Below are 20,320 nucleotides of genomic sequence, written 5' to 3'. Positions count from 1 at the left end.
CCATCCTCGTGGCAGAGCAACCAACGTTGCATCGGATCCAATGTAGGCACAGATTGGATCCGATGCAATAATCAAATACCCCACAAGGGGTGGTTGGTCGACCTCAAGGTGTGGCATTGGATAAAACGTGAGAGAGGGGCAGTGCATGACACCGAGTAGTTCGCGCGGCATTCCGGGGGTCCGGGGAACCGATCACATCGGTTTCACGGTGCCCGACCTCGACGCGGCACACCGCTTCCTCGTCGACGTCCTGGGCTGCGACGTCGTCTACGGCCTGAGCGGCAAGCAGGCGGACGACGCGTGGATGCGCACGCACCTCGGGGTGCATCCACGCACCGTGATCAAGGAGATCAGGTTCTACCGACTGGGCCATGGCGCCAACTTCGAGGTGTTCCTCTACGAGTCCGCGGACGGGCAGGCGCCGCAGCCGCGAAACAGCGACATCGGCGGCTACCACATCGCCCTCTATGTCGACGACCTGGACGTCGCCGTCCGATACCTGCGTGACCACGACGTCGACGTCATGGGTGCGCCCACCGCCAGCGGGCAATCGGCCGAAGGACAGCGATGGATCTACTTCCGCAGCCCGTGGGGCCTCCAGTTCGAGCTGGTCAGCTACCCCGGCGGCAAGGCGTACGAGAATGGAGCCGACCGGGTGCTGTGGCACCCGGCGCACCCGGAACGATGACGGAAGGAAGCCTCATGGCCTCGACCTCGGCCCCGACGAGCCACGGTGCCACGGGCGCGCGGATCGCCGCGACGCTGCGCGACGCGATCCTGGCGGGAGAGTATCTCCCGGGCGACCGCGTTCGTCAGGACGAACTGGCGGTCAGGCACGGGGCCAGTCGGCTGCCGGTCCGGGAGGCCCTGCGCATGCTGGAGGCGGAGGGCCTCGTGACGCTGGTCGCCAACACCGGTGCCTGGGTGACGAAGCTGACCGTCGACGAGTGCCAGGAGATGTACCTGGTGCGTGAACGCCTTGAGCCGCTCCTTCTCCGGATGAACGTCCCGCTGCTCTCCGCCGGGACGATCGACACGCTGGGATCCCTGGCGGGCGCGATGGAGGCGTCCGACGACGTCGAGCGTTTCCTCGCCCTGGACCGCACATTCCACCTGTCGTGCCTGGAGGCCGCCTCGACGAGCGTGCTCGGCGACATCGTGCACAACTTCTGGGATCGCACCCAGCACTACCGCCGGGCCGCCACCCGGCTCTTCTACCGCAACGGTGACCGCAGCGTGCACCACGACCACCACCTCATCGTCCACGCGCTCCGACAGCGCGACGCCGACGAGGCCGAGCAGGTCCTGTACCGGCACATCCGCCGCAGCCGTCTCGAACTGGCCGCGCACCCGGAGGTGTTCGCCGCGGACTGAGCCGGGCGAGCCCGTCGGGCCGGACCGCGCGTCGGTGAGCCGGTTTCGCATCCGGTACCCGCCCGGGTCACCGTGCGGGCAGCCGGGCAGCCGGGCAGCCGGGCAGCCGCTCGGAGTCAGAGGAGGCCGCGGCGGGTGACCTCGGCGATGGCGCTCCAGTCGCAGTCCCGCAACTCCGGTTCGGCCAGCGCGCGTTCGAAAACCTCGACCAGAGGCGCGAGAGTGACCGGATTGACCCCTGCAGACCTGGCGACCTCTTCCACGAGCCCGAGATCCTTGCGGCCGAGAGCCATACGGAAGCCCGGCGGAGTGTAGGCGCCCCGGGCTATGAGATCACCGTAGCCGGTATGGACGACTCCACCGAAGAGGGTGCTCGCCAGCAACTCGGTGAACAGCGCCGGCTCCACGCCCCGACGCTCGATCATCGCCACGGACTCACCGATGGCTTGCAGGGCATGGGCGATGTTGTAGTTCACCACCACCTTCACCGCGTTCGCCACCGAAGGGCGGCTGCCGAGCCGCCAGGTCCGTGTGCCCAGCACACGGAAAAAGGCGTCCAGCGCGTCCAGCGCGGTGGCGGGACCGGCGGCAAGGATGTCGAGCCGTCCCGCCGCGGCCGCGGCCGGACGGCCGAGCACAGGGGCGGCGACGTAGACCGACCCGGCCCGCTCGAACGCGTCGGCGAGCCGGTCGGCCAGTGCGGGGCTGATCGACGCCATCACGACATGGGTACGGCCCGCGAGCGCGGCCGTCGCGGATTCGTCCAGGACCGCCTCCACGGCCGCGTCGTTCGCGAGCATAGAGAACGACACATCCGTCGACAGTGCCTCCCGGATGCCGGACGCCCTTCGGGCACCGACCGCCACGAGCGGGCGGGCGGCACCTTCGGAGCGGTTCCAGACCACGACGTCGTACCCCGCGTCGACCAGACGAGCGGCCATGCCGGCCCCCATGGAACCCAGGCCGAGAAACCCGAGCGTGGTCATCGTTCGCCTTTCCCCCACGCCGTGTTGAGATGCGACTGGGAATCGCGCTCGAGGCTGAGCGGCCCCCCGACCGTGTGGTACCGCCGACCGGCCACGAGCAGCTCCTCGGCGGGGAATTTCGTGATGACCTCGCACCCGTCGGCCGTCACCACGAGTTCTTCCTCGATGCGAGCGGCACCCCAGCCGTCGGCGGACGGCCAATAGGTCTCCAGCGCGAAGACGTTGCCCTCACGGAGCACTTCGGGGTGATCGAGGGAGGTCAGCCGGGAGAAGATCGGCTTTTCCCAGATCGACAGGCCGACCCCGTGTCCGTACTGGAGCGCGAAGGCGGCCTCCTCGTCGGCGAAACCGAACTCCTGCGCCGTCGGCCACACGGACACGATGTCGGCGGTCGTCGCCCCGGGGCGCACGAGGGCGATCGCGCGGTCCATGTACTCGCGGGCCCGTGTGTAGGCGTCGCGTTGCGCGGAACTCGCGGAGCCGACGGCGAACGTGCGGTAGTAGCAGGTGCGGTAGCCGTTGAAGCTGTGCAGGATGTCGAAGAACGCGGGGTCGCCGGGCCGGATGAGGCGGTCGGAGAACACATGGGGGTGGGGTGAACAGCGTTCGCCCGAGATGGCGTTCACGCCCTCCACGTACTCCGAGCCGAGATCGTAGAGGGTCTTCGCCACCAGGCCGACCGCTTCGTTCTCACGCACTCCGGGGCGCAGGAACCGGTAGAGGTCCTCGTAGGCGGCGTCGACCATCGAGGCGGCCTGGGTGAGCAGGCGGATCTCGTCGGGGGTCTTCACCCGGCGGGCCTCCATGAACACCTGCTGACCGTCGACGACGTCGATGCCCTCCCGTTGGAGTGCGAAGAGGATCGGCAGTTCGATCACGTCGACCCCCAGCGGCTGGTCGGCGAGTCCGAACTTCTCCAGCTCCCGCTTGATCTTCCTGGCCACCCCTTCGGCGATCTCCGCGCCGGGCGGGAAGGCACCGCGAAGGGTCGATATCCCGGCCCGAGCGCCTGTTTCCAGCCGGGGGCGTTTGGCTCCCTCGTGGGGAGCGTTCGGGTCGGCGTCCATCTCCGCGGTCGTCAGGTCCAGCCACGGGTTGTACATCTGATGGTGTTTCGCCGCCGACCCGAAGTCCCACACCACCGGGTCGGTGTTGCGTGTGAGGAGTGCGAAACGGATCAGCTTGTCCACCGCCCACGTGCCGATGTGGGTGGCGCTCATGTAGCGGATGTTGGAGAAGTCGAAAGCCAGCACCGCTCCGAGATCGGAGGAGTCGAGCTGCGCCTTCAGCCGGGCCAGCCGGGCATCGCGCATACGGTCGAGATCGACGCGCTCCTCCCAGTCGACCGCGGACGTACCGGTGCTTCCAGTGTTTTTCATGGAGAACTTTCTAGGTCGAGCGCCTTGGAGCCGGGGGCCGTCCGGTCGGGCGTCGCCCCGGCCGGTACGACCCGTCACGGCTGCGCGCTTGCCGGTCGGGCGGATCAAACCGCCGGTACGCCCCAGTCGGACGGGAGCGCGGTCACGGTGAGGCCCTCTTTGGCCAGGACCGCGTTGCGGCGGTGGCGCCGTGCGTCGGGGAGGTCGGCCTGCGCCAGGGCCAGTCGGCGGGCCTCCCCGCGGTGTTCCGCGTGCACGATGAAGATGTGGACCCCAAAAGCGCCCTTCGGGGCGTGGAGGGGGAAGACGGCAGTCCACGAAGGCATGGCAGGTCTCCTCTCCGGAATGCCGGCTCGGTGTCCGGCACGCGGGGCGAGCCGGACACCGAGCCGGTCACCGTGCTAGACGGCGGCTATCGCGTCGATCTCGATCGTCGCGCCGTTGTACAGGGAGTGGACGCCGATCACGGTGCTGGCGGACGGCAGCGGGGCGTCCACGACGGTGTCGCGTACCGTGCGCCAGGTCGTGAGCCTTTCCTGGTCCAGGTGGGTGATGTACACGTTGACCCGGACGAGGTCCTGGTACGTCGCCCCGGCCGCCGTCAGCGCCCGCTTGAGTTCGCGGTAGGTGAGTTCGATCGCGCGGGCGAAGGTCCGCGGTACCGAGCCGTCCTCCTCGAACCCGACCTGGCCGGAGATGAACAACAGGTCCCCGGCCGTCACACGGGTGCTGTCCGAGATACCGGGGACCACCGGTGCGGGAACTCGGCTGATACGTTCGCTGGCCATGTCACTTCTCCTCGTCTGATGGTGTGTCGGCTCCCCCCCCTGTGGGGTCGGCGAGGACCCCGGCCGGGGCGCCCTACTCGCGTCCGTAGACCGCGTAGAAGGGGGCGACGGCGGGCGGCAGCATGGATCGGTCGGTGAGCACGTGCCAGTGGCGGTTGTGGTAGGCCAGAGGCGTCGGGTCCACTGACATGCCGTCGTCCCGCGGTCGCGCTTCGACGGCCTCCACGACGATGATCGTCGCGCCCTCGACGTCGAGACGTCGGATCACTCGGCCCCGCAGCCAGTTCGCGTCCGGATAGAACGGCTCACCCGTGGGCAGTCGGCCCCAGTGGACGTCGTCGCCGAACCGCTCCGCTCCCCTGCGCGCCCCGAGCTTCGCGAGTTCCACGTGGTCGGCCGCCAGCAGATGCACGACGAGGGTCTCGGCGCTGCGGATGGTGGGGGTGCTCGATGAACCGGCCGACGCCGAGAACATGAGCGTGGGCGGGTCGATGGACACCGAGGCCACCGAACTCACCGTCATGGCGACCGGTCCGTCGCCCGCGTCGGCGGTCACGATCGCCACCCCCGCCGGATGTGATCGGAAGGCGAAGCGGAAGTCCTCCGTGGAGATCCGGGGCCCTGATTGCGTCGCAGTCATGCGGCGTCTCCTCCTGCTCTCCTGATGGATGCGGCACGTCGGGTCACGGCGCTCAGACGATGGGCAGGACGAAGCGTGCGTCGTCCTGCCGGGCACAGAGCACCTTTCCGAATGCCTCGTAGCCGCTGGCGGACAGGGTGTGTCCGTGACGTGCCGCCGTCGCCTGGTCGCGCCAGACGCGTTGCAGCGCGGAGGACTCCGCGAATCCGGCGGAACCGTGAGCGGTGACGAGTTCCTCGATGACGCCGGTGACCGTCTCGACGATCCATCCGGCCTTGGCGCGCATCTCGATGCGCTCGGAGTACGGGGCGTAGTGGTCGCGCTCGGTCGCCGAGTAGATGTCGTCGGCGACCTGCGCGGCGAGTGCCTCCGCGGCGCCGAGGCGCACGGAGGCCTTCGCCACGGCGCTCTGGAAGACGGCGGAGTCCGCCTGCTTCGCGTAGCCGGTGTAGGCGATCGCCTTGCTCTCGGCCTTCGCGACGACGAAGTCGAGCGCCGCACGTCCCAGCCCGAGATGGGGTCCGACGAGCTTCATGAAGAGCGAGGGGACGAAGACCGTCCTGTACGTCGGTTCGGGATTGTCGCCCAGGTAACCGCCCTCGACCGCGGCGGTCAGCGGGAAGACCCGGTGAGCCGGGACGAACAGGTTGTTCGCGACCTGCGTCACGCTCGCCGTGGAGCGCATCCCGGCCACGAACCAGTTGTCCTCGTAGGTGAGTTCCGCGGTGGGGATGAGCGCGAGACCCGCGTCGACGACCTCATCGCGGGAATTCTTCAGCGGGATGCCGAGGAGGGACCAGGTGGCGTGCGTGCTGCCGGTCCCGTAGCCCCACTTGCCCGTCACCCGGTAGCCGCCCTCGACCCTCTCGGTGTCGGAGGTCGTCGCGAGCACGATCGAGATGAACGAGTCGATGCCGCCGGAGGCGCCCCAGACCTCCTGCTGCGCCTGCCCGTCCATGAGGCTGACCACCCAGGCGCCCGAGTCGAGGATGCCGTGGACCCAGGCCAGACTGCCGTCACCGCGCCCGAGAGCGCGGGCCACGGCGTGGGCTTCGCGGGTGTTCGCGGCGAGGCCCCCGAACTTCGTCGGTGCCGAGATGCTGAAGGCACCGGTCGCGGCGACTTCGTCGAATACGTTCTGCGCGATGCGGCGAGAGGAATCCGCCTCGCCGCCCGACGCGGCGATCCTCGGCCGCATTTCATCGATACGGTCCACGATCGCGGCTATCTCGGGTCGAATACCGGTGTCCGACATAAGAGGCTCCTGGTCTGTCGTTCAGAGAATGGTGAGGGGACGCCGGATCATTCGATGATGGAGAGGACGTCGGTGTTTCCGAGGAGCGTCCGACCGTAGTCCTCGCGGGGAACGTAGTTGTTGAGCTGCGCGTGCCGGCTGCCGACCTCGACGTCGCGCCACATGCGCTGGAGCGGGTGGGACGCCGCGAAACTGCTCGCTCCTCCCAGGTCCAGCAGCTTGTTCATGCCGAGCCTGACGCTCTCCAGCGCGTCGGCGATGCCGTACCGCATGCGTGCGCCGTCGAGGGGAAGGACGGGCGTCCCGGCGTCGAGCCATCCCTGGGTGGTGGCGGCAGCGTCGCGCAGCAGCGCTTCGGCGCGGTCGAAGAGCGCCACCGCCTCGGCCAGCCACACGTGGACGATCGGCGACTGCGCGGCGTCGGCGATCTTCGAGTAGGTGACGGCGCGGCCCGACGTGAGCTGGTCCACGACGAACTCCTGGGCGCCGCGGGCGGTTCCCAGGACGACGGCCAGCAGGGTCAGCGACATCGCGGTGGTCGACCCGGGACGTATCGCGACGTTGAGGACGGCCCGGTGCTCCGGGACGAAGACGTCCTGCGCCTCCCAGGTGTTGCTGCCGGTGCCGGACATCCCCGCGACGTGCCAGACGTCGTGCTTGATCAGTTCTTCCTTCGGCACGACCGCCATCGCCATGCCGGTCGGGACGCCTGCGTCGTCCTTCGCGAGGCACATGAGGAAGCCCCAGGCGGCGTGGTCGGACCCGGAACAGAAGCCCCATTTCCCGTTGGCGACGTAACCGCCGGGCACCTTCGTGATGGTGCCGGTGGGGGACTGCGAGGTGAACATGTGGGCGTCGGGGTCCGCGCCGAACACGTCCCGCTTCGCTTCCTCGGTGAGCCCCTTGATCATCTCGCGTCCGGCGAGGAGGATCGCCTCCACCCAGCCGGTGGAGGAGCAGCCGCTTCCGATCCGGATCAGCGCGAGCAGCTGAGTGAGCAGGTCGGACTCGTATCCGCCGAACTGCCTCTCGGTCGCCAGTCGCGCGAGTCCGGACGCACGCAGCGCCTGAATGCTCGCGTCGGCGACTCGGCGGTCCTTCTCGGTGAGGGTCGAGTTCTCGCGCAGAACCGGGACGATAGCCGCTGCCCGCGCCACTATTTCCTCACGGGTGGGAATGGTGCTCGAATCCATCGTGGCAGTCGTCTCACGCATTCTTCTGTACTCCTTGGGTCGACGCTTTTCCTGCGGACCGTCTCGGATATACCCGAGCCTTGTCGGACGACGTTACAGAATTCGCCGCTCTCCCCATTGCGCCAGGATCACATTGTTTTTCGACCGGACTGCTCCCGTGGCGCAACGGCCCCGTGCCCGCGGTCGCGGGCGGACAGCGCCTCGGCCGTACCGGAAATCGACCACGCTCCCAGGCCGGTTCCGGTCGGACGTGTCCAGGTCCACGTGTTCGCCCCGCTCGTCCGGTGCCTGGCATCGCGCGGCGGGCGCCGCCTCGCGGACACGGCCTAGCATGGACGCGGGCGCCCCCGGCTCCGTATCGCGATGTCGCGTGCGGCCGTGCGGAGCGCCTACCGGCCCGCCCGGCGTCGAAGCCGAGCCGTACGCATCCCGAGGCCCGCGGAGGTATCGTGCCGATTCCTGACCCAGCGCGGCCCTGGATGGCCCTGCTGCGTCCTTCGCGGCCAGGAGTCCTGGCCGACACGGCGACGGATCCGCACGTCATCGCCGAGGTCATTCTCCGGGTGGGGGAGCAGGCGACCGCGTGGGCGATCGAGACCGCGTACGAGATGCCCATGTCGGACGCCGTGGGGCTGTCGGGTCGGCCCTCGGACAAGCCTCCGAGGAACGAGAAGGCCGAGGTGTTCGGACTGTGGGCGGTCATCGTGCTCGGCGGGGGAACCCACCCGCCGACCTCGCTGCTGACCCGCCTCGTGAACGGCGTCCTGGACGGCCTGCCCCGGATGCTCTCTCTCGAACAGTCCTTTCTGGGACTCCAGACCGCCCACGCCTACTTCGTGGACAAGCTCTTCGACGCTCTCGGCGCCGACGAAGCGGCGCAATCGACGCACGCCGCCATGAAACAGATCTCTCTCGACATGACGGAGGGGCTGCATTCCCTGAGCGCGAGACTCGCCCAGCGGTTCGACGCCGAGCGGGGCCGCTGGATGTCGACGAGAACGGCGATCGAGCACGAGACGACGCTCGCCGTGCTCACCGAAGACGCGGTGATCGACATCGACAAGGCGTCCGACCGATTGGGCTACGACCTGCGGGCCGAACACGTCGCCCTGGTGGCGTGGAGCGTCGGCTCCACCACCGACGACACCAAGGCACGCCTCTGCGCTGTCGCCGAGCAGGCCTTGCGGGATCTCGGCTGCCGCAGCGCCTTGGTCGTTCCCGCCGATCCCGGACGGGTCTGGGCGTGGGGCCGGACCGACGACGAGAGCCGGTCTCTGGCCGAAGAGCCGACCGTACCCGCCGGAGCACGGATCGCGGTGGGTCTGCCCGCTCACGGCGTCTCGGGTTTCCGGGTGAGCCACGCGCAGGCGAAGGAAGCCGAGCGCATCGCTTGTTCGGTCCCGGCGTCCACGACATCCGTCTTCGACTTCCACGCCCTGGAAGTGTTCGGCCTGCTGTCGCCGAGACCAGCGGCCCTGAGCGCTTTCGTGGAACGCGAACTCGGCGCCCTGGCACACAACGGGCCCACCGAGGACGCGCTGCGCGAGACCCTCCTGTGCTACCTGGAGAACGATCGGAGTCTCTCAGCGGTCGCCTCCCAACTCCACATCGCGAAGAACACCGTTCTGCACAGAGTCCGCCGAAGCGAACAACTGCGGGGCAGACCTGTCCAGCAGGACAAACTCCGTCTGTTGGTCGCCCTCCACGTGTGTGACGTCCTGCGGACCATGGGCGTGGACGCTCCGGACGGCCCGTCGGACCTCCGACGGGCCATGGAGTGACGTGATCACCGGCGCGGATTCTCAGCGCACCCTCGACACGAGTCGACAAGAGGGTGACCTACCCCCCTCGTTGGAGCGACGCACCGCCCCAGTCGCCGCCGCGGGACGCGGAACGCCTACGCACCCCTCTGGAGGAGGCGCAGCACAGCGAAATCCTCGACATCCCGAACTGCTCGACGCGACCGTGCTCTTGCTCGACAACTGGAGGCTCGGCGCCTCCGAGTCGGCCGCACTCGCCCGGCTCCTTCCCGACGACACGGACCTGCGCCCCGTCGGCCGGGTCACGGACCGCCTCGGCCGACCCGGCCACGCCCTGCGCGAGTGTCGCCTCAAAGGCCGCGGCGTTCACCAGGCCATGCTCGGCATCGCCCGGCTCCACAACCTGGCCCTCACCGGATAACTCACACCTCGTATGGGACAACCTCTAGCCTCACAGCGTGACACCGCGTTGGTGCCCGCCCCTGGCCGCCGTCAGTGGTGCTGGAGCGGGCCCGTGCTGACGTCGGCGCGGCCCTGACCACCGGGGCCCTCATCGTCCCGGTTCAGGACGCGGGCGGCTGCTTGGCGAGGATGCCGTCGGTGAAGAAGTTCAGCAGGGCGACAGCGAGATGTACTGCGGCTCGTGCTTCGGTGGTGGTCTCCTCGCGCGTGCGGTGGGAACCGCCGTGCCGACTGGTCTGGCCCGTCCACAGCAGGCGCATCATCCGCGCGACCGTCTCCGCCGCAGCGCTGCTGGGCTCGGAGCCGATGCCGACCACCCATCGGTCCCGGGTGTTCTCCATGACCTTGATCATGGTGCCCAGCGTGGCTTTGCTGTTGTTCGGCTCCACCGTGGCGTGCGCTGCGGCTTCGACGGCCTTGATCGCCTCGCCGTACGCCTTCCCGGGTTCCGGATGCAGTGCGTACGCGGCTGTCCAGGCCCGTTTCAGGTGGTCGCCGGCCGACCCGCGTGCCGGGTCCTGGTCCGCGCTTGTCACGGCGGCCTTGGCGAGCGCTTCCACCGTCGGGTCGACGCGCTGACGCAGGCCCGCCTGGTCGGCGCGCAGCGTGTACGCAGACCTGCCATCGTCCAGGAGTTGTTGCAGCTCATCGCGCAGCAGGTAACGGGGCTGCAGCGCGCCAAACCCGCCCAAGGCGGACATAAAGATGTCCATGCCGGTCGCGGGCTGGTTCGGAAGGGCCGGCAGCGTCCTGACGGGTGCGGCGGGCGCGGTCAGGTGCAGCCATGCGTCGATGACGTCCGGCAGTAGTGCGCGGGGCGTGCAGTAGGCAAGGTGGTCCAGCTCGGGGTTCCAGTCAGCGGGCGGATCTACCCCCTCCACGAACTCGTGCTGCCGACACCGGCGGGAGTCGCGCAGGTCGCAGCGCAGCACGATGCGGTCCAGGTCTGTGTCGTACCGGCTGATCGCGCGGTGGGTCCACTGCCGGAGCTGGGTTTCCAGCGCCCCGGAGACCGAAGTGCGCAGGGCAGGCGCAGTAGCGCTGGCCCGCTCGGACAGCGGTCGCCATAGGTCGTTCGTCGTCACGGGCTCACGATAGAGGGCCAGTTGGCGAGCGGGAACGGCTTTTGTCTGCGCCCTCGGTCCCGGCACACTCTGCTCACCAGCGCGCGTGGACAAGGAGCAGTGCGATGCCGATGAAGAAGTCTCCCGGCGCCTATGACCACGAGGGCGCGACCTGGAGCGGGTGTTGCTGGAGTTCCGTGAGCTGCTCCGGAAGCAGGAGCCGGGCAGTTGGAGGCATATGAGGGACTACGACCTGTCCTTCGAGCGCCTGGCCGACGGCGTCGACGCGGCGGCCGAGGCCCGGCTGGGGGCGAGTTGGGAGGGCCCCGACCTGCGGATGCGCTGCACCACGCCGGAGGCTGTCTGCACCTGGCCGGAGGTCGCCCCGTACGACGGCGGGAGGCCGGTCGTCCGGAATGTGCGGGGCTATGGCGTCCACGCCACGGCCAGTGACCCCCGGCGCCCCCTGCCGAGGGCGCTGTGCGGGTTCAGTTGTTCGACGGAGAAGGGCCGCGTGGTGGAAGGCATGCCGGATTGCCGCGAGTGCCTGCGGGAGATCCAGCTCGGTGCCGACCGCTCCTGGGGGCGCTGGTGACTACCGGGCGGCTACGCGTTGCTGCTGGGGTGGCAACGGTGTATGCGGCCGTGGATACGATCGGAAACGCCCTGGCCCCGGCAGTTGCGTCCAAGACGTCCCACACCATGTCTTCGACGTGCTCGGGCAGGGTGTCGAGGACCTTCGCGGCCCAGGCGGAGAAGCGGACCGCGTAAGGCTTTTGTGCGGTCACCGTCGCCTTCTCCGGAGCTACGCCCTGTCGATGAACTCGCGCGGCCTCAGGCCGTCGGGTCATTCACCTCAAGGTCAAGTAACAACCTCGCTACAGGCGGCAATTAGGGGTTACCTCACGCAGATTTCTGAGCATATTTAATGCACACGTAAGTGGGGGTTTTGGCATGTCGGATGATCCACAAGAAACGCCAGAAGACCGCAAAAGGGCGAAGCGGTACCAGGCGTTCATAGCCTGGGGTGCAATCCTCGGTGGAATCGGGGCTTTCGCCGCGGCCGCGTTCACGCTCATCCCCCCTGGCGATAATGACTCGCCGGAAGAGATTTCTTCTCCTCCGAGCGCCATGCCCGTAGTGGTCGATCCACCTTCTTCAACACCAAGCACCAGCGAGCCGAATGCCGTCCCATCGGCAGATGAAACTGACAGTCCAAGCGATGAGGCCAAAACCACAGGAATTCTATGGACCGGCGATTACCGCTTCGACAAACAGATGGGGCCGAACCTGGATCAGTCTCCTCCCCGTCGAGGCGCTGTTGATACCGCCGACCTCAGCGTCCAGACGGTCTTCAGTGATGGGATAGTCTGGTTCTACAGTGAGGTTGCTATTGTCCCTAGGGGTAAAAAATTAGGGCAGAAAGACTGTCGAACCCTCGCTGAGGCACAGAGTGAGGGTGACCTTGAAATTGGCCCGGGTCGCTCAGTATGCCTCATCACTGATCATGGCCGAACAGTACTACTAGAAATCAAATCCACGCGTGGCTACACAGTTAATGGCGCCTTCACGATCTGGGATGACGGCGATGGCCTCGACTGATCTCTACTCCTTGTGATCTGAGGCGGAGACACATGTCGAGTAACGTCGCGAACGACCGTCATTCGGGCAGTGCGACTCCGGTGAGTTCCTCGAGGGTTCGCAGGAGTTTCTCCTGGAAGTCTGTCGAGCGGACTGCGAAGTCCGGCGTCAGTTTCCGCTGGTGATAGAAGTATTCCCCGGTCACGTGGGAACCAGGTTCGCTGCCTGCGGCAAGCCATGCTTGAGTGACATGACCGAGCGCAAGATTGTCCGACGCGGAACGGCCGCCCATTTTTGTTGCCACCCAGCCGGGTTCGACGGCGTTGCTGAGCACGTCTGGCCATCTGCGAGCCACGGCGAAGGCGAGTACCGCGTCGAAGAGCTTCGTGTCCGCGTAGGCTTGCGATCCGTCCCATCGTCTTGAGTTCCAGTCGGGGTCCGCAAGGGAGTCATCTCCGGAGCGGTGCATGACGCTCGAGAGATACACGAGTCGATCCGGTCGCGTCATGAGGGACGTGAGGACGTAGGGTGCGAGGACGTTGATCGCCAGCACATGGGCGTGCCGGTCGACGGTTGTGCGTTTGCGAGGTTCGCGGAACCCGATCCCCGCGTTGTGGATGACTGCGTCGAATCGGCCGGAGGCGTTGGCGGATTCTGCGAGTGCTCGGACGCTGCCCATGGATTCGAGGTCTCCGATCAGCACGTCCTCGAAGTCGGGGGCGGCTGACCGTGCACCGCGAGCTCGAGATTCGTTGCGAGCGTGACCAACGACAGTGTGCCCTTGAGAGACCAGCAGTTTGGCTGCGGCCAATCCCAGGCCGTCCGTAGATCCGGTGATGAAAATGCGGGACACGGTCTTTCCAATCTATGCGCATGCTGATGCGAATGCCTCACGGCATCACAGTCAGTTTTCTGTCGGGTGGCTTTGCCTGCGGGGCTCGAATTCCACCGGCTCCTCCAGGTTCCAGTTCGCGAGTAGTTGCATCGCCTGGGCTGTGGGAGATTCGGGTTCGACGGTGTAGACGAGGAGGAGGAACTCGGGGTCGCTGGTGAGCTCGAATGATTCGTAGCCGAACTCGACGTCACCGACCAGTTCGTGGTGATAGCGCTTGGTGCCGGACTTGTAGCGGAGCACATTGTGAGAGGCCCACACCTCACGGAACTCGGCGCTTGCCGTTGACAGCTCCCCGACCAGTCGAATCAGTCCGTCGTCGTGCGGGGCACGCCCGACGGCCTGTCGCAGGAGCGCCACGTTGTTTCGCTTCATCTGGGCGAAGTCGCGGTAGAAGTCCGCCGCGCGAAGGTTGAGGAACACGAACCGGGAATAGTTGAACGGTACGGAGTGGTCATCGTCCGCGTGACCGTAGAGCGCGCGTCCCAGTGCGTTGGTGGCGACGTGGTCGCCGCGGATGTTCTGGACGATGGCGGGGACGGCGATGGCATCGAGAACGAGTTGGATGCTGGCCGAGACTCGTGACTTGGTGACTTGCCTCGCCATGCGGCGCACGGAACCGGCTGGCCCGGAGGGTTGCACGAGGTCGACGAGATGCTCACGTTCGGCGTCGTCGAGCTGGAGGGCGTTGGCTATCGCGTCGAGAACGTCGGTCGACACGCCCCGCGTTTGGCCGCGCTCGATGCGCGCGTAGTAGTCGACGCTGACACCGGCGAGGTGGGCGACCTCTTCGCGGCGAAGGCCCGGCACCCGCCGCAGGCCGCCGAACGTCGGGACACCGGCTTCCTCGGGGGTGAGCTTGGCGCGACGGGATGCAAGAAACGTCTTGATCTCTGCTTTTCTGTCCACCCTTTCAGCCTAAATCGGCGCGGAGCGTTCTGGGGTGCCCTGTCAGACCACGTCACAACAGGGCGTTCCGCGCCCATGGTTTCGGCTGTTTTCTAGTAGCTGTACCGGCTCGTTCCCGACCCGGAGACGCCGCACACGAGAACCAACGTCACTGCGCCGCACCATTCATTCCAGCGAAGACAGGACCTCGTTCTGATGCCCGATACCGATACCCTTCCGACAGCCGCCGCCGGATCTCGAACAGCCAAAACCCCGAAGCAGCGGATGCCCGCCATCGTCCCGATCCTGATGATCGGCGCGTTCTTGATGTGCACGACCGAGAACATCATCGCCGGACTGCTGACCCAGATTTCCGAAGACCTCGCGGTGACGGAATCCGCAGCCGGAATGCTCATCACGATCTTCGCCATCGGCATGGTCATCGGAGCCCCGGTGATGGCCATCGCCACTCGCCGGATCTCGCCCCGCGCAACCTTGGTGGTCGCACTGCTCGTGTTCGCCGCAGGGCACGCGTTCACCGCGCTCAGCAGCAGCTATGAGACCAGCCTTATCGCACGATTCATCTCGGCCGTTGCGACCGGTGCGTTCTGGGCGGTTGCGGCCGTGGCGGCCACTACCGCCGCTGGCCCTCATCTCGCGTCCCGCGCCCTTGGTCTCATGATGAGCGGTGTGGGCCTCGCCACCGTGGCGGGAGTGCCGCTCGGCGCGTTCCTGGGGCAGCTCATCGGATGGCGCGGCACCTTCTGGGTGCTCACCGCTCTCACCATTGTCGCTGCCATCGTTATCGCGCGCGTCGCCTCGTCGACGGCTCCGACGGACGCATCCTCGATCCGGACCGAGCTGCGTGCCTTCGCCCAGGGCAAGATCTGGCTCGTACTCGCCGCAACCGCCGTCGTCAGTGGTGGGGTCATGGCCGCGTTCAGCTACATCCAGCCACTGCTCCTTGACCGCACCGGTGTCGCGCAGTGGACGATCCCGATTGCGCTCGTCGTCTTCGGTATCGGCTGCCTGCTGGGCACCAATGTCGCCGGAAGACTCGGCGACAAGCACGCGATCGGAACGTTCGTCGGAGCGACCATCATCGGCGCTGTCGCGCTCGCTCTGCTCGTGCCGTTCTCCACGAACGTCGTGGCGACATTCGCCCTGTTCTTCCTCGTCGGAGCTGCAGGACTGTGCGTCCCGCCTCTCGCGACGGGGCTCTCCATCCGTTACGCAAGCTCGGCACCGACCCTCGCCGCAGCGTCGGCAGTCGCGGCCTACAACGGAGGAGTCGCACTCGGCTCCTGGGTGGCAGGTATCGCGATGACTTCCGTGCTCGGCGTCACCGGACCCTCTGCGGTCGGTGCCGCGATGGTCGCCGTCGGGCTGATCCCGCTCATCGCCCTGGCCATGCTGCGCGGCTCACGCACCCCGCAGCCGACCATCCGCTGACCCGCACCATCGTTCACCGCTACTCCGAAAGAAAGACATCATGACCCAGCACAACAACCCGTTCGCACGTCTCCCCGAGGTTCCGCAGTTCTCGCTCGTCAGCGAGACCATCGCCGACGGTCAGCCCCTCCCGACCGACCAGTACTCCGGAGCGTTCGGAGTTCCTGGCGGACGAGACATCTCCCCCCACCTCGCCTGGACCGGCGCCCCCGAGGGAACCAAGAGCTACGCCGTCACCGCCTACGACCCGGGCGCACCGACCGGCTCCGGGTTCTGGCACTGGGCGGTCGCCAACATCCCCGCGACCGTGACGTCGTTGTCGGCGGGAGCCGGTGACGCCGACTCCACCACGATCCCGGCCGGCGCCTTCCAGCTGCCCAACGACGCGCGTCTCGCACGATTCATCGGCGCCGCACCGCCAGCCGGCCACGGCGCCCATCGGTACTACTTCACGGTGCACGCCCTCGACGTCGACCACATCGACGTTCAGCCCGATGCCACTCCCGCCTACCTCGGATTCGTGATGGCCTCACACATTCTCGCGCGCGCAACCCTCATCGCCACCGCTGAGATCGGCGCCGACGCGTGACGCGCGTATCCGTCATCGGCCTCGGAGCGATGGGGCGACCCATCGCCCAGAACCTCCTCAAAGCCGGCCACGACGTCACCGTGTGGAATCGCTCGCCGGAGCCTGGATTGATGCTCGTGAACGCGGGCGCGACGGCGGTGGCTACACCAGTCGAGGCGTTCCAGGCCGGCATCGTCTTCTCGATGCTGTCCAACGACGAAGCGGTCACCGAGGTGCTGCTTCAACCCGATCTGCTGAGGGACGTCCCGGCAGGAACCGTACACGTCAATCTCTCGACCATCAGCCCGGCACTCGCCGAGCGGGCAGCTCAGCTACACGCAGAGTTCGGGGTGGGGTACGTCTCGGCACCCGTCTTCGGGCGGGTGCCGGTCGCCGAAACAGGCAGCCTGAACATCCTGGCCGCCGGCGATGAGACACTCATCCAGCGCGTCCAGCCTCTGCTTGACATCATCGGCGCGAAGACGTGGCGCCTGGGGAGCTCTCCGGGACGAGCGAACGTCGTGAAGATCATCGGCAACTACCTCATCGCCTGCGCCATCGAATCGATGGGAGAAGCCGTCAGCGTCGCAGAAGGTGCGGGCGTGGACGCCACTCAGCTCATTGAGCTACTCGCCGCAACGCTGTTCCCGGGAGTCGTATACGCTTCCTACGGCAGTCTTGTCGCTGGGCGGCAGTATCAGCCACCTGGATTGACTACTGCCTTGGGCCGTAAGGATCTTCACCTTGCCTTGGACGAAGCCAGCAGGCACGACATCGTCCTGCCATTCGGCGAAGTCCTACGCGACGTTTTCGAACGTACAGTCACGAAAGGCCGAGGTCACGACGACTGGGCGGCAATCACGGAACTCATGCCTCGAACGTGACCGCAGCCCTGGCGGCCGCCGGCATGTCGATGACGCTCATCGAGTCTGTCACCGCCATCGGCGGCCGCTGGGCTCGAGGCCCGGACCCGACCTCCGCCGGGGAGATCTACGGGTGCGGGTTCAAGCTCCGCGTGCTGCCCGCGCGCGGGACGTCGACACTCGCCACTCCTCGGGCATCCGCTCGACAGACGGCAACACCGACAGCCTCGTCCCGACGTTCGAGAACGACGTCATTCAGCATGTCGGCTGCGAAACGATGGCCAGTGCGCTGGTTCGCGCCCTCGTCCCCCGCTTCGATGAACACAGCGAAGTCCACGGGATCCCCAGTGCCCGCTTCACGACCGACGATGACCGCATTCATGCCCAGCGAATCGGCCTACCAGGTTCCCTTCGGATCCTCGGCATCGCGCCCGAGTACTGGAACAGCGCATTGGATCGGCCGCGGCGAGAGGACGAAGGAGACGGCTAACGCTTCTGCCACGAGCACAGCCCCCATCGGTGGCACCGCTCCGAAGCGCGCTTCCGTACACCCGACACCGGATCCATCCTTGGCCGGCATCACTACCGGCAGCAGTTCTCCGCCTGGCTCGCGAGTGGCCTGCTGCGTCGCGCCCCCCTGTTCCGGACCATCGGCGTGCCTCTGAGCACGACAGCCTGGACCGACAGAGCACAACGCTACAAGGACAGCCTGGACGACTACGAAGCACGCCGCCGAATCTTCCGGCACATCCCCGCGTACCTAAGGGCTGTCCCGCAAATGATCTCCGGGTCGCCTCGGGCATGGCCTGCCGTCGTGCGCCGCTCGTCTATCCGGCGAGTGTGAGGTTGTGCATCCGGGCGATGCCGAGCATGGCGTGGTGGACGCCGTCGCCTGTGAGGCGGCAGTCCGGAGGATCTTCCAGGTCTTCATCCGGGCGAAGATGTGCTCAACGCGGGCACGGACCTGCTTGGGGGACGTGTTGTGCGCCTCCTTCCACTCGGGCAGCTCTTCGCCCTTTCGCCGACGGTGAGGCATGACAAGTCCGGTGCCCGGGTAGCCGCCGTCGGCGATCGTCATGGTCCTGCCGACGGCGGCCTTGGCGCCAGATTGCTCCCACGCCTTGCAGTCGTTGCGGTTCCCGGCGAGCGGCCGACCGACCACGACCACCAGGCGGGTGTCGGCGTCGATCACGACCTGGTTATTCGTCGAGTACCGATAGTTCTTGGACTGCTCCGCCACCGTGTGGTCCCGGGTGGGCACCAGGGTGCCGTCCACGATGAGCACAGTGTCCCTGCGGAACCGCTTGCGCGGCCGGAGCGCGAGTAGGGGGCCGACGTGTCTGATGACCCGGTCGGCCGCGGACTTCGATACTCCGAAGAGCGGGGGCAAGCTGGCGCAGAGTCAAGTTGGTGCGCCAGTACGTCGTGACCAGCAGAACCCGGTCTTCCAGCGGCAGCCCCCACGGCCGGCCCCGCCGCACCTCGTCGGCTCCCTCGCGGCGCAGCGCGGTCACCACCTTGCTGAAGCAGCGCGGGCTCAGCCCGGTGAACGGGGCTGTCCAGGAGGAGGCCGACGCCGTGATCACTCCAGTCACAGCAAGATCATGGCGCCAGCCGCTGGCCTGTTGCACCACCCGGTCACAGGTCGCCTGGCCAAGGCCTCACCCATAGCTGCACCCTGTTCAAGGCGGCGACCCAGGACCGCAAGCACGATGCGAGCTACCGTCAGCAAACCGGCTGGGAGACGGCCTCAAGGACAGCCGTGTGCGCAGGCCGTTCAGTCATCGAGGGCGTCGCCTCCTCCGTACGGCCAGAGGAAGCGACACCTGCTCGGAAGTTGTTGCAGGTGATGGACGACACCCTGCCGTTCCCGGAGCTGTGCGGGGTCTTTGCGGGACAGCCCTTAGGGGTGAGATCTGGGATCAGGCCGTGAAGCGCGACGAGAGGAGTGCGCGGTCGGGTGCCGGTCAGCCGGTCAGCCGCTTGGCGAGGATCGCCAAGCCTGTGCTCAGGCCCTCGAACTCCTCGGGTGACAGACCGTCGACGAACAGTTCACGCACGAGGTTCGCGTGCCCGGGTGCAGTGGCCCGGACCTTCTCCAGCCCGGCCGGGGTCAGGGATGCGACGACGCCGCGGTCGTCTCCGGCGCAGGTGCGTCGATGGACCAGACCGGCCTTCTCCAGTTGGGTCACCTGGTAGGTCAGCCCGCTCTTCGAGGTGAGCGCGACGTCCGCGAGGATCGTCATCCGCAGTTCTCCGTCCGGCGCGTCAGCGAGTCGGCTCAGGACTTCGTACTGCTGATGCGACAACTGAGCGTCGTCTCGTAGTTGCTGCTCGACCTGCCGCTCGAGGTGCGAGCCCACCAGGAGGAAGGCGCGCCACGCGTCCAGCTGGCGCTCATCGAGCCATGCCGTGTCGTTCACCTGGTCGTCACCGTCCCGCATCCGCTTCACACCCCGCTGGTTCCAATTTTAAGTACTACGAGGCTACCGCCCGCGCGTGCCCTGTTCGCCACCGAGCGTCGTGAAGTGCCCGGAGTGGCTCGATGAGCACCGCGTCGCCGCGGAAAGGGGGACCGCATGTCGGCGGCCGCCCCGATCAGGGGGCGGCCGCAGGTCATGCGTGAGGTGTCGCCGGAGGTCAGCCGAGGATCTTCAGGGCGGCGTTGGCGAAGTCGGCGTCCAGTTCGCCCGTGGGCGCGCCGGAGACGCCGATCCCTCCCACGATCTTGCCGTCGACCTTGATCGGGACGCCGCCGGGCAGGATGCTGAAGCCGGGGATGTAGGTGAATCCGGGTGAGGTCTTGGCGGCGTTCTGAAGGTCGGCGGTCGGGGTCTGGAATCCGGCTGCGGCGTAGGCCTTCTGGAAGCTGACCTGGACCGTCGCCCCGGTCGCGGTGTCCGCGCGCTGCTGGTTGATGACGACGCCGTCGCGGTCCACGACCGTCACCGACACCGGGTAGCCCTTCTCGATGCCCTTCTGCATCGCGAGGTCCGAGACCTTCTTCGCGGCCGACAGCGGCAGGTAGGGAGCCGTACCGAGCTTGGTGCTCGCGGTGGCTGCGGCGGGGGTGGCGTTGGGGGCGGCGGAGGCGCTGGGCAGGGCGGTCAGTACAGCGGCCACGGCGCCGGACGCCGCGAGAGCTCCGGCCATGGTGAGGTTCTTGCGGATCATC

General features: G+C 67.3%; 21 protein-coding genes and 2 pseudogenes. 10 read left to right on the top strand and 13 right to left on the bottom strand.

Annotated elements, in window-relative coordinates; all coding sequences use genetic code 11:
• Positions 1 to 145: 145 nt before the first annotated feature.
• Both ACIQPQ_RS10995 and ACIQPQ_RS10990 read left to right on the top strand, forming a co-directional pair.
• Complete coding sequence (locus tag ACIQPQ_RS10995; protein ID WP_401302504.1) at positions 146 to 688, top strand: VOC family protein; 543 nt, start codon at positions 146 to 148, stop codon at positions 686 to 688.
• 14 nt (positions 689 to 702) lie between these two features.
• Positions 703 to 1,374, top strand: coding sequence for a GntR family transcriptional regulator (locus tag ACIQPQ_RS10990; protein ID WP_401302502.1), 672 nt, complete (start codon positions 703 to 705; stop codon positions 1,372 to 1,374).
• Between the two features lie 116 nt (positions 1,375 to 1,490).
• Here the strand turns inward: ACIQPQ_RS10990 and ACIQPQ_RS10985 are convergent, their stop codons facing one another.
• From ACIQPQ_RS10985 to ACIQPQ_RS10955, 7 genes are all read right to left on the bottom strand, one after another.
• Complete coding sequence (locus ACIQPQ_RS10985) at positions 1,491 to 2,360, bottom strand: NAD(P)-dependent oxidoreductase (protein WP_401302501.1); 870 nt, start codon at positions 2,358 to 2,360, stop codon at positions 1,491 to 1,493.
• Positions 2,357 to 3,739, bottom strand: a complete 1,383-nt coding sequence (locus ACIQPQ_RS10980) for a M24 family metallopeptidase (protein WP_401302499.1) — start codon at positions 3,737 to 3,739, stop codon at positions 2,357 to 2,359. The genes ACIQPQ_RS10985 and ACIQPQ_RS10980 overlap by 4 nt, the downstream gene beginning before the upstream one ends.
• Positions 3,740 to 3,843: 104 nt before the next feature.
• Positions 3,844 to 4,065, bottom strand: coding sequence for a hypothetical protein (locus tag ACIQPQ_RS10975; protein WP_401302498.1), 222 nt, complete (start codon positions 4,063 to 4,065; stop codon positions 3,844 to 3,846).
• A 75-nt stretch (positions 4,066 to 4,140) separates the two neighbouring features.
• Positions 4,141 to 4,527 carry a RidA family protein gene (locus ACIQPQ_RS10970; RefSeq protein ID WP_401302496.1) on the bottom strand — a complete coding sequence of 129 codons (387 nt, stop codon included), beginning with the start codon at positions 4,525 to 4,527 and terminating at the stop codon, positions 4,141 to 4,143.
• A gap of 73 nt (positions 4,528 to 4,600) precedes the next feature.
• Positions 4,601 to 5,167 (bottom strand): flavin reductase family protein, encoded by a 567-nt coding sequence (locus tag ACIQPQ_RS10965; RefSeq protein ID WP_401302495.1) that lies wholly within the window; start codon positions 5,165 to 5,167, stop codon positions 4,601 to 4,603.
• A 52-nt stretch (positions 5,168 to 5,219) separates the two neighbouring features.
• Positions 5,220 to 6,422 carry an acyl-CoA dehydrogenase family protein gene (locus ACIQPQ_RS10960; RefSeq protein WP_401302493.1) on the bottom strand — a complete coding sequence of 401 codons (1,203 nt, stop codon included), beginning with the start codon at positions 6,420 to 6,422 and terminating at the stop codon, positions 5,220 to 5,222.
• A 47-nt stretch (positions 6,423 to 6,469) separates the two neighbouring features.
• Complete coding sequence (locus ACIQPQ_RS10955) at positions 6,470 to 7,636, bottom strand: hypothetical protein (RefSeq protein WP_401302491.1); 1,167 nt, start codon at positions 7,634 to 7,636, stop codon at positions 6,470 to 6,472.
• Between the two features lie 428 nt (positions 7,637 to 8,064).
• Between ACIQPQ_RS10955 and ACIQPQ_RS10950 the strand changes: the two genes are divergently transcribed.
• Together ACIQPQ_RS10950 and ACIQPQ_RS10945 are read left to right on the top strand one after the other, a co-directional pair.
• Positions 8,065 to 9,396 (top strand): PucR family transcriptional regulator, encoded by a 1,332-nt coding sequence (locus ACIQPQ_RS10950; protein WP_401302489.1) that lies wholly within the window; start codon positions 8,065 to 8,067, stop codon positions 9,394 to 9,396.
• Positions 9,397 to 9,709: 313 nt separating this feature from the next.
• Positions 9,710 to 9,796: pseudogene (locus tag ACIQPQ_RS10945) on the top strand (IS5/IS1182 family transposase); the annotation flags it as partial.
• Positions 9,797 to 9,938: 142 nt separating this feature from the next.
• Here ACIQPQ_RS10945 and ACIQPQ_RS10940 read toward each other — a convergent pair.
• Positions 9,939 to 10,922 carry a hypothetical protein gene (locus tag ACIQPQ_RS10940; protein WP_401302488.1) on the bottom strand — a complete coding sequence of 328 codons (984 nt, stop codon included), beginning with the start codon at positions 10,920 to 10,922 and terminating at the stop codon, positions 9,939 to 9,941.
• Between the two features lie 217 nt (positions 10,923 to 11,139).
• On the opposite strand from ACIQPQ_RS10940, the gene ACIQPQ_RS10935 reads away from it, so the two are divergent.
• Both ACIQPQ_RS10935 and ACIQPQ_RS10930 read left to right on the top strand, forming a co-directional pair.
• Entirely contained in the window at positions 11,140 to 11,496 is a 357-nt protein-coding gene (locus tag ACIQPQ_RS10935; RefSeq protein WP_401302486.1) for a hypothetical protein, read from the top strand.
• A gap of 359 nt (positions 11,497 to 11,855) precedes the next feature.
• Positions 11,856 to 12,503: a hypothetical protein gene (locus ACIQPQ_RS10930; protein ID WP_401302485.1), complete on the top strand. Its 648-nt coding sequence runs from the start codon at positions 11,856 to 11,858 to the stop codon at positions 12,501 to 12,503.
• A gap of 58 nt (positions 12,504 to 12,561) precedes the next feature.
• Here ACIQPQ_RS10930 and ACIQPQ_RS10925 read toward each other — a convergent pair whose 3' ends face one another.
• Entirely contained in the window at positions 12,562 to 13,335 is a 774-nt protein-coding gene (locus tag ACIQPQ_RS10925) for an SDR family NAD(P)-dependent oxidoreductase (RefSeq protein WP_401302483.1), read from the bottom strand.
• Positions 13,336 to 13,386: 51 nt separating this feature from the next.
• Positions 13,387 to 14,283 (bottom strand): helix-turn-helix transcriptional regulator, encoded by an 897-nt coding sequence (locus tag ACIQPQ_RS10920; protein ID WP_401302481.1) that lies wholly within the window; start codon positions 14,281 to 14,283, stop codon positions 13,387 to 13,389.
• A 195-nt stretch (positions 14,284 to 14,478) separates the two neighbouring features.
• Between ACIQPQ_RS10920 and ACIQPQ_RS10915 the strand changes: the two genes are divergently transcribed.
• The 4 genes from ACIQPQ_RS10915 (at position 14,479) to ACIQPQ_RS10900 (ending at position 17,635) form a co-directional block, all read left to right on the top strand.
• A complete protein-coding gene (locus tag ACIQPQ_RS10915) occupies positions 14,479 to 15,714 on the top strand; it encodes an MFS transporter (RefSeq protein ID WP_401302479.1) in 1,236 nt (411 codons plus the stop codon).
• 40 nt (positions 15,715 to 15,754) lie between these two features.
• A complete protein-coding gene (locus ACIQPQ_RS10910) occupies positions 15,755 to 16,303 on the top strand; it encodes a YbhB/YbcL family Raf kinase inhibitor-like protein (protein WP_401302477.1) in 549 nt (182 codons plus the stop codon).
• Positions 16,300 to 17,166 (top strand): NAD(P)-dependent oxidoreductase, encoded by an 867-nt coding sequence (locus ACIQPQ_RS10905; protein WP_401302475.1) that lies wholly within the window; start codon positions 16,300 to 16,302, stop codon positions 17,164 to 17,166. The genes ACIQPQ_RS10910 and ACIQPQ_RS10905 overlap by 4 nt, the downstream gene beginning before the upstream one ends.
• Positions 17,167 to 17,278: 112 nt before the next feature.
• Positions 17,279 to 17,635 carry a hypothetical protein gene (locus ACIQPQ_RS10900; RefSeq protein WP_401302473.1) on the top strand — a complete coding sequence of 119 codons (357 nt, stop codon included), beginning with the start codon at positions 17,279 to 17,281 and terminating at the stop codon, positions 17,633 to 17,635.
• 337 nt (positions 17,636 to 17,972) lie between these two features.
• Here the strand turns inward: ACIQPQ_RS10900 and ACIQPQ_RS10895 are convergent.
• From ACIQPQ_RS10895 to ACIQPQ_RS10885, 3 genes and pseudogenes are all read right to left on the bottom strand, one after another.
• Positions 17,973 to 18,740, bottom strand: a pseudogene (locus tag ACIQPQ_RS10895) (transposase).
• Positions 18,741 to 19,112: 372 nt separating this feature from the next.
• A complete protein-coding gene (locus tag ACIQPQ_RS10890; RefSeq protein ID WP_401302472.1) occupies positions 19,113 to 19,568 on the bottom strand; it encodes a MarR family winged helix-turn-helix transcriptional regulator in 456 nt (151 codons plus the stop codon).
• A 217-nt stretch (positions 19,569 to 19,785) separates the two neighbouring features.
• The gene (locus ACIQPQ_RS10885; protein ID WP_401302470.1) at positions 19,786 to 20,319 is read right to left on the bottom strand and encodes a heme-binding protein; all 534 of its coding nucleotides are present in this window, start codon (positions 20,317 to 20,319) and stop codon (positions 19,786 to 19,788) included.
• Between the last annotated feature and the right edge of the window lies 1 nt (position 20,320).

It is taken from the genome of Streptomyces sp. NPDC091281 (assembly GCF_044757425.1).
GTDB lineage: Bacteria > Actinomycetota > Actinomycetes > Streptomycetales > Streptomycetaceae > Streptomyces.
The sequence above is the reverse complement of the archived record's forward strand: the minus strand, read 5'-3'. Positions and strand labels throughout refer to the sequence as shown.

Coding starts and splice junctions, on each gene's coding strand:
- ACIQPQ_RS10955 (WP_401302491.1), bottom strand. CDS start 7,636: ATGCGTGAGACGACTGCCACGATGGATTCGAGCACCATTCCCACCCGT.
- ACIQPQ_RS10970 (WP_401302496.1), bottom strand. CDS start 4,527: ATGGCCAGCGAACGTATCAGCCGAGTTCCCGCACCGGTGGTCCCCGGT.
- ACIQPQ_RS10975 (WP_401302498.1), bottom strand. CDS start 4,065: ATGCCTTCGTGGACTGCCGTCTTCCCCCTCCACGCCCCGAAGGGCGCT.
- ACIQPQ_RS10985 (WP_401302501.1), bottom strand. CDS start 2,360: ATGACCACGCTCGGGTTTCTCGGCCTGGGTTCCATGGGGGCCGGCATG.
- ACIQPQ_RS10930 (WP_401302485.1), top strand. CDS start 11,856: ATGTCGGATGATCCACAAGAAACGCCAGAAGACCGCAAAAGGGCGAAG.
- ACIQPQ_RS10910 (WP_401302477.1), top strand. CDS start 15,755: ATGACCCAGCACAACAACCCGTTCGCACGTCTCCCCGAGGTTCCGCAG.
- ACIQPQ_RS10980 (WP_401302499.1), bottom strand. CDS start 3,739: ATGAAAAACACTGGAAGCACCGGTACGTCCGCGGTCGACTGGGAGGAG.
- ACIQPQ_RS10915 (WP_401302479.1), top strand. CDS start 14,479: ATGCCCGATACCGATACCCTTCCGACAGCCGCCGCCGGATCTCGAACA.
- ACIQPQ_RS10935 (WP_401302486.1), top strand. CDS start 11,140: ATGAGGGACTACGACCTGTCCTTCGAGCGCCTGGCCGACGGCGTCGAC.
- ACIQPQ_RS10990 (WP_401302502.1), top strand. CDS start 703: ATGGCCTCGACCTCGGCCCCGACGAGCCACGGTGCCACGGGCGCGCGG.
- ACIQPQ_RS10965 (WP_401302495.1), bottom strand. CDS start 5,167: ATGACTGCGACGCAATCAGGGCCCCGGATCTCCACGGAGGACTTCCGC.
- ACIQPQ_RS10885 (WP_401302470.1), bottom strand. CDS start 20,319: ATGATCCGCAAGAACCTCACCATGGCCGGAGCTCTCGCGGCGTCCGGC.
- ACIQPQ_RS10995 (WP_401302504.1), top strand. CDS start 146: ATGACACCGAGTAGTTCGCGCGGCATTCCGGGGGTCCGGGGAACCGAT.
- ACIQPQ_RS10960 (WP_401302493.1), bottom strand. CDS start 6,422: ATGTCGGACACCGGTATTCGACCCGAGATAGCCGCGATCGTGGACCGT.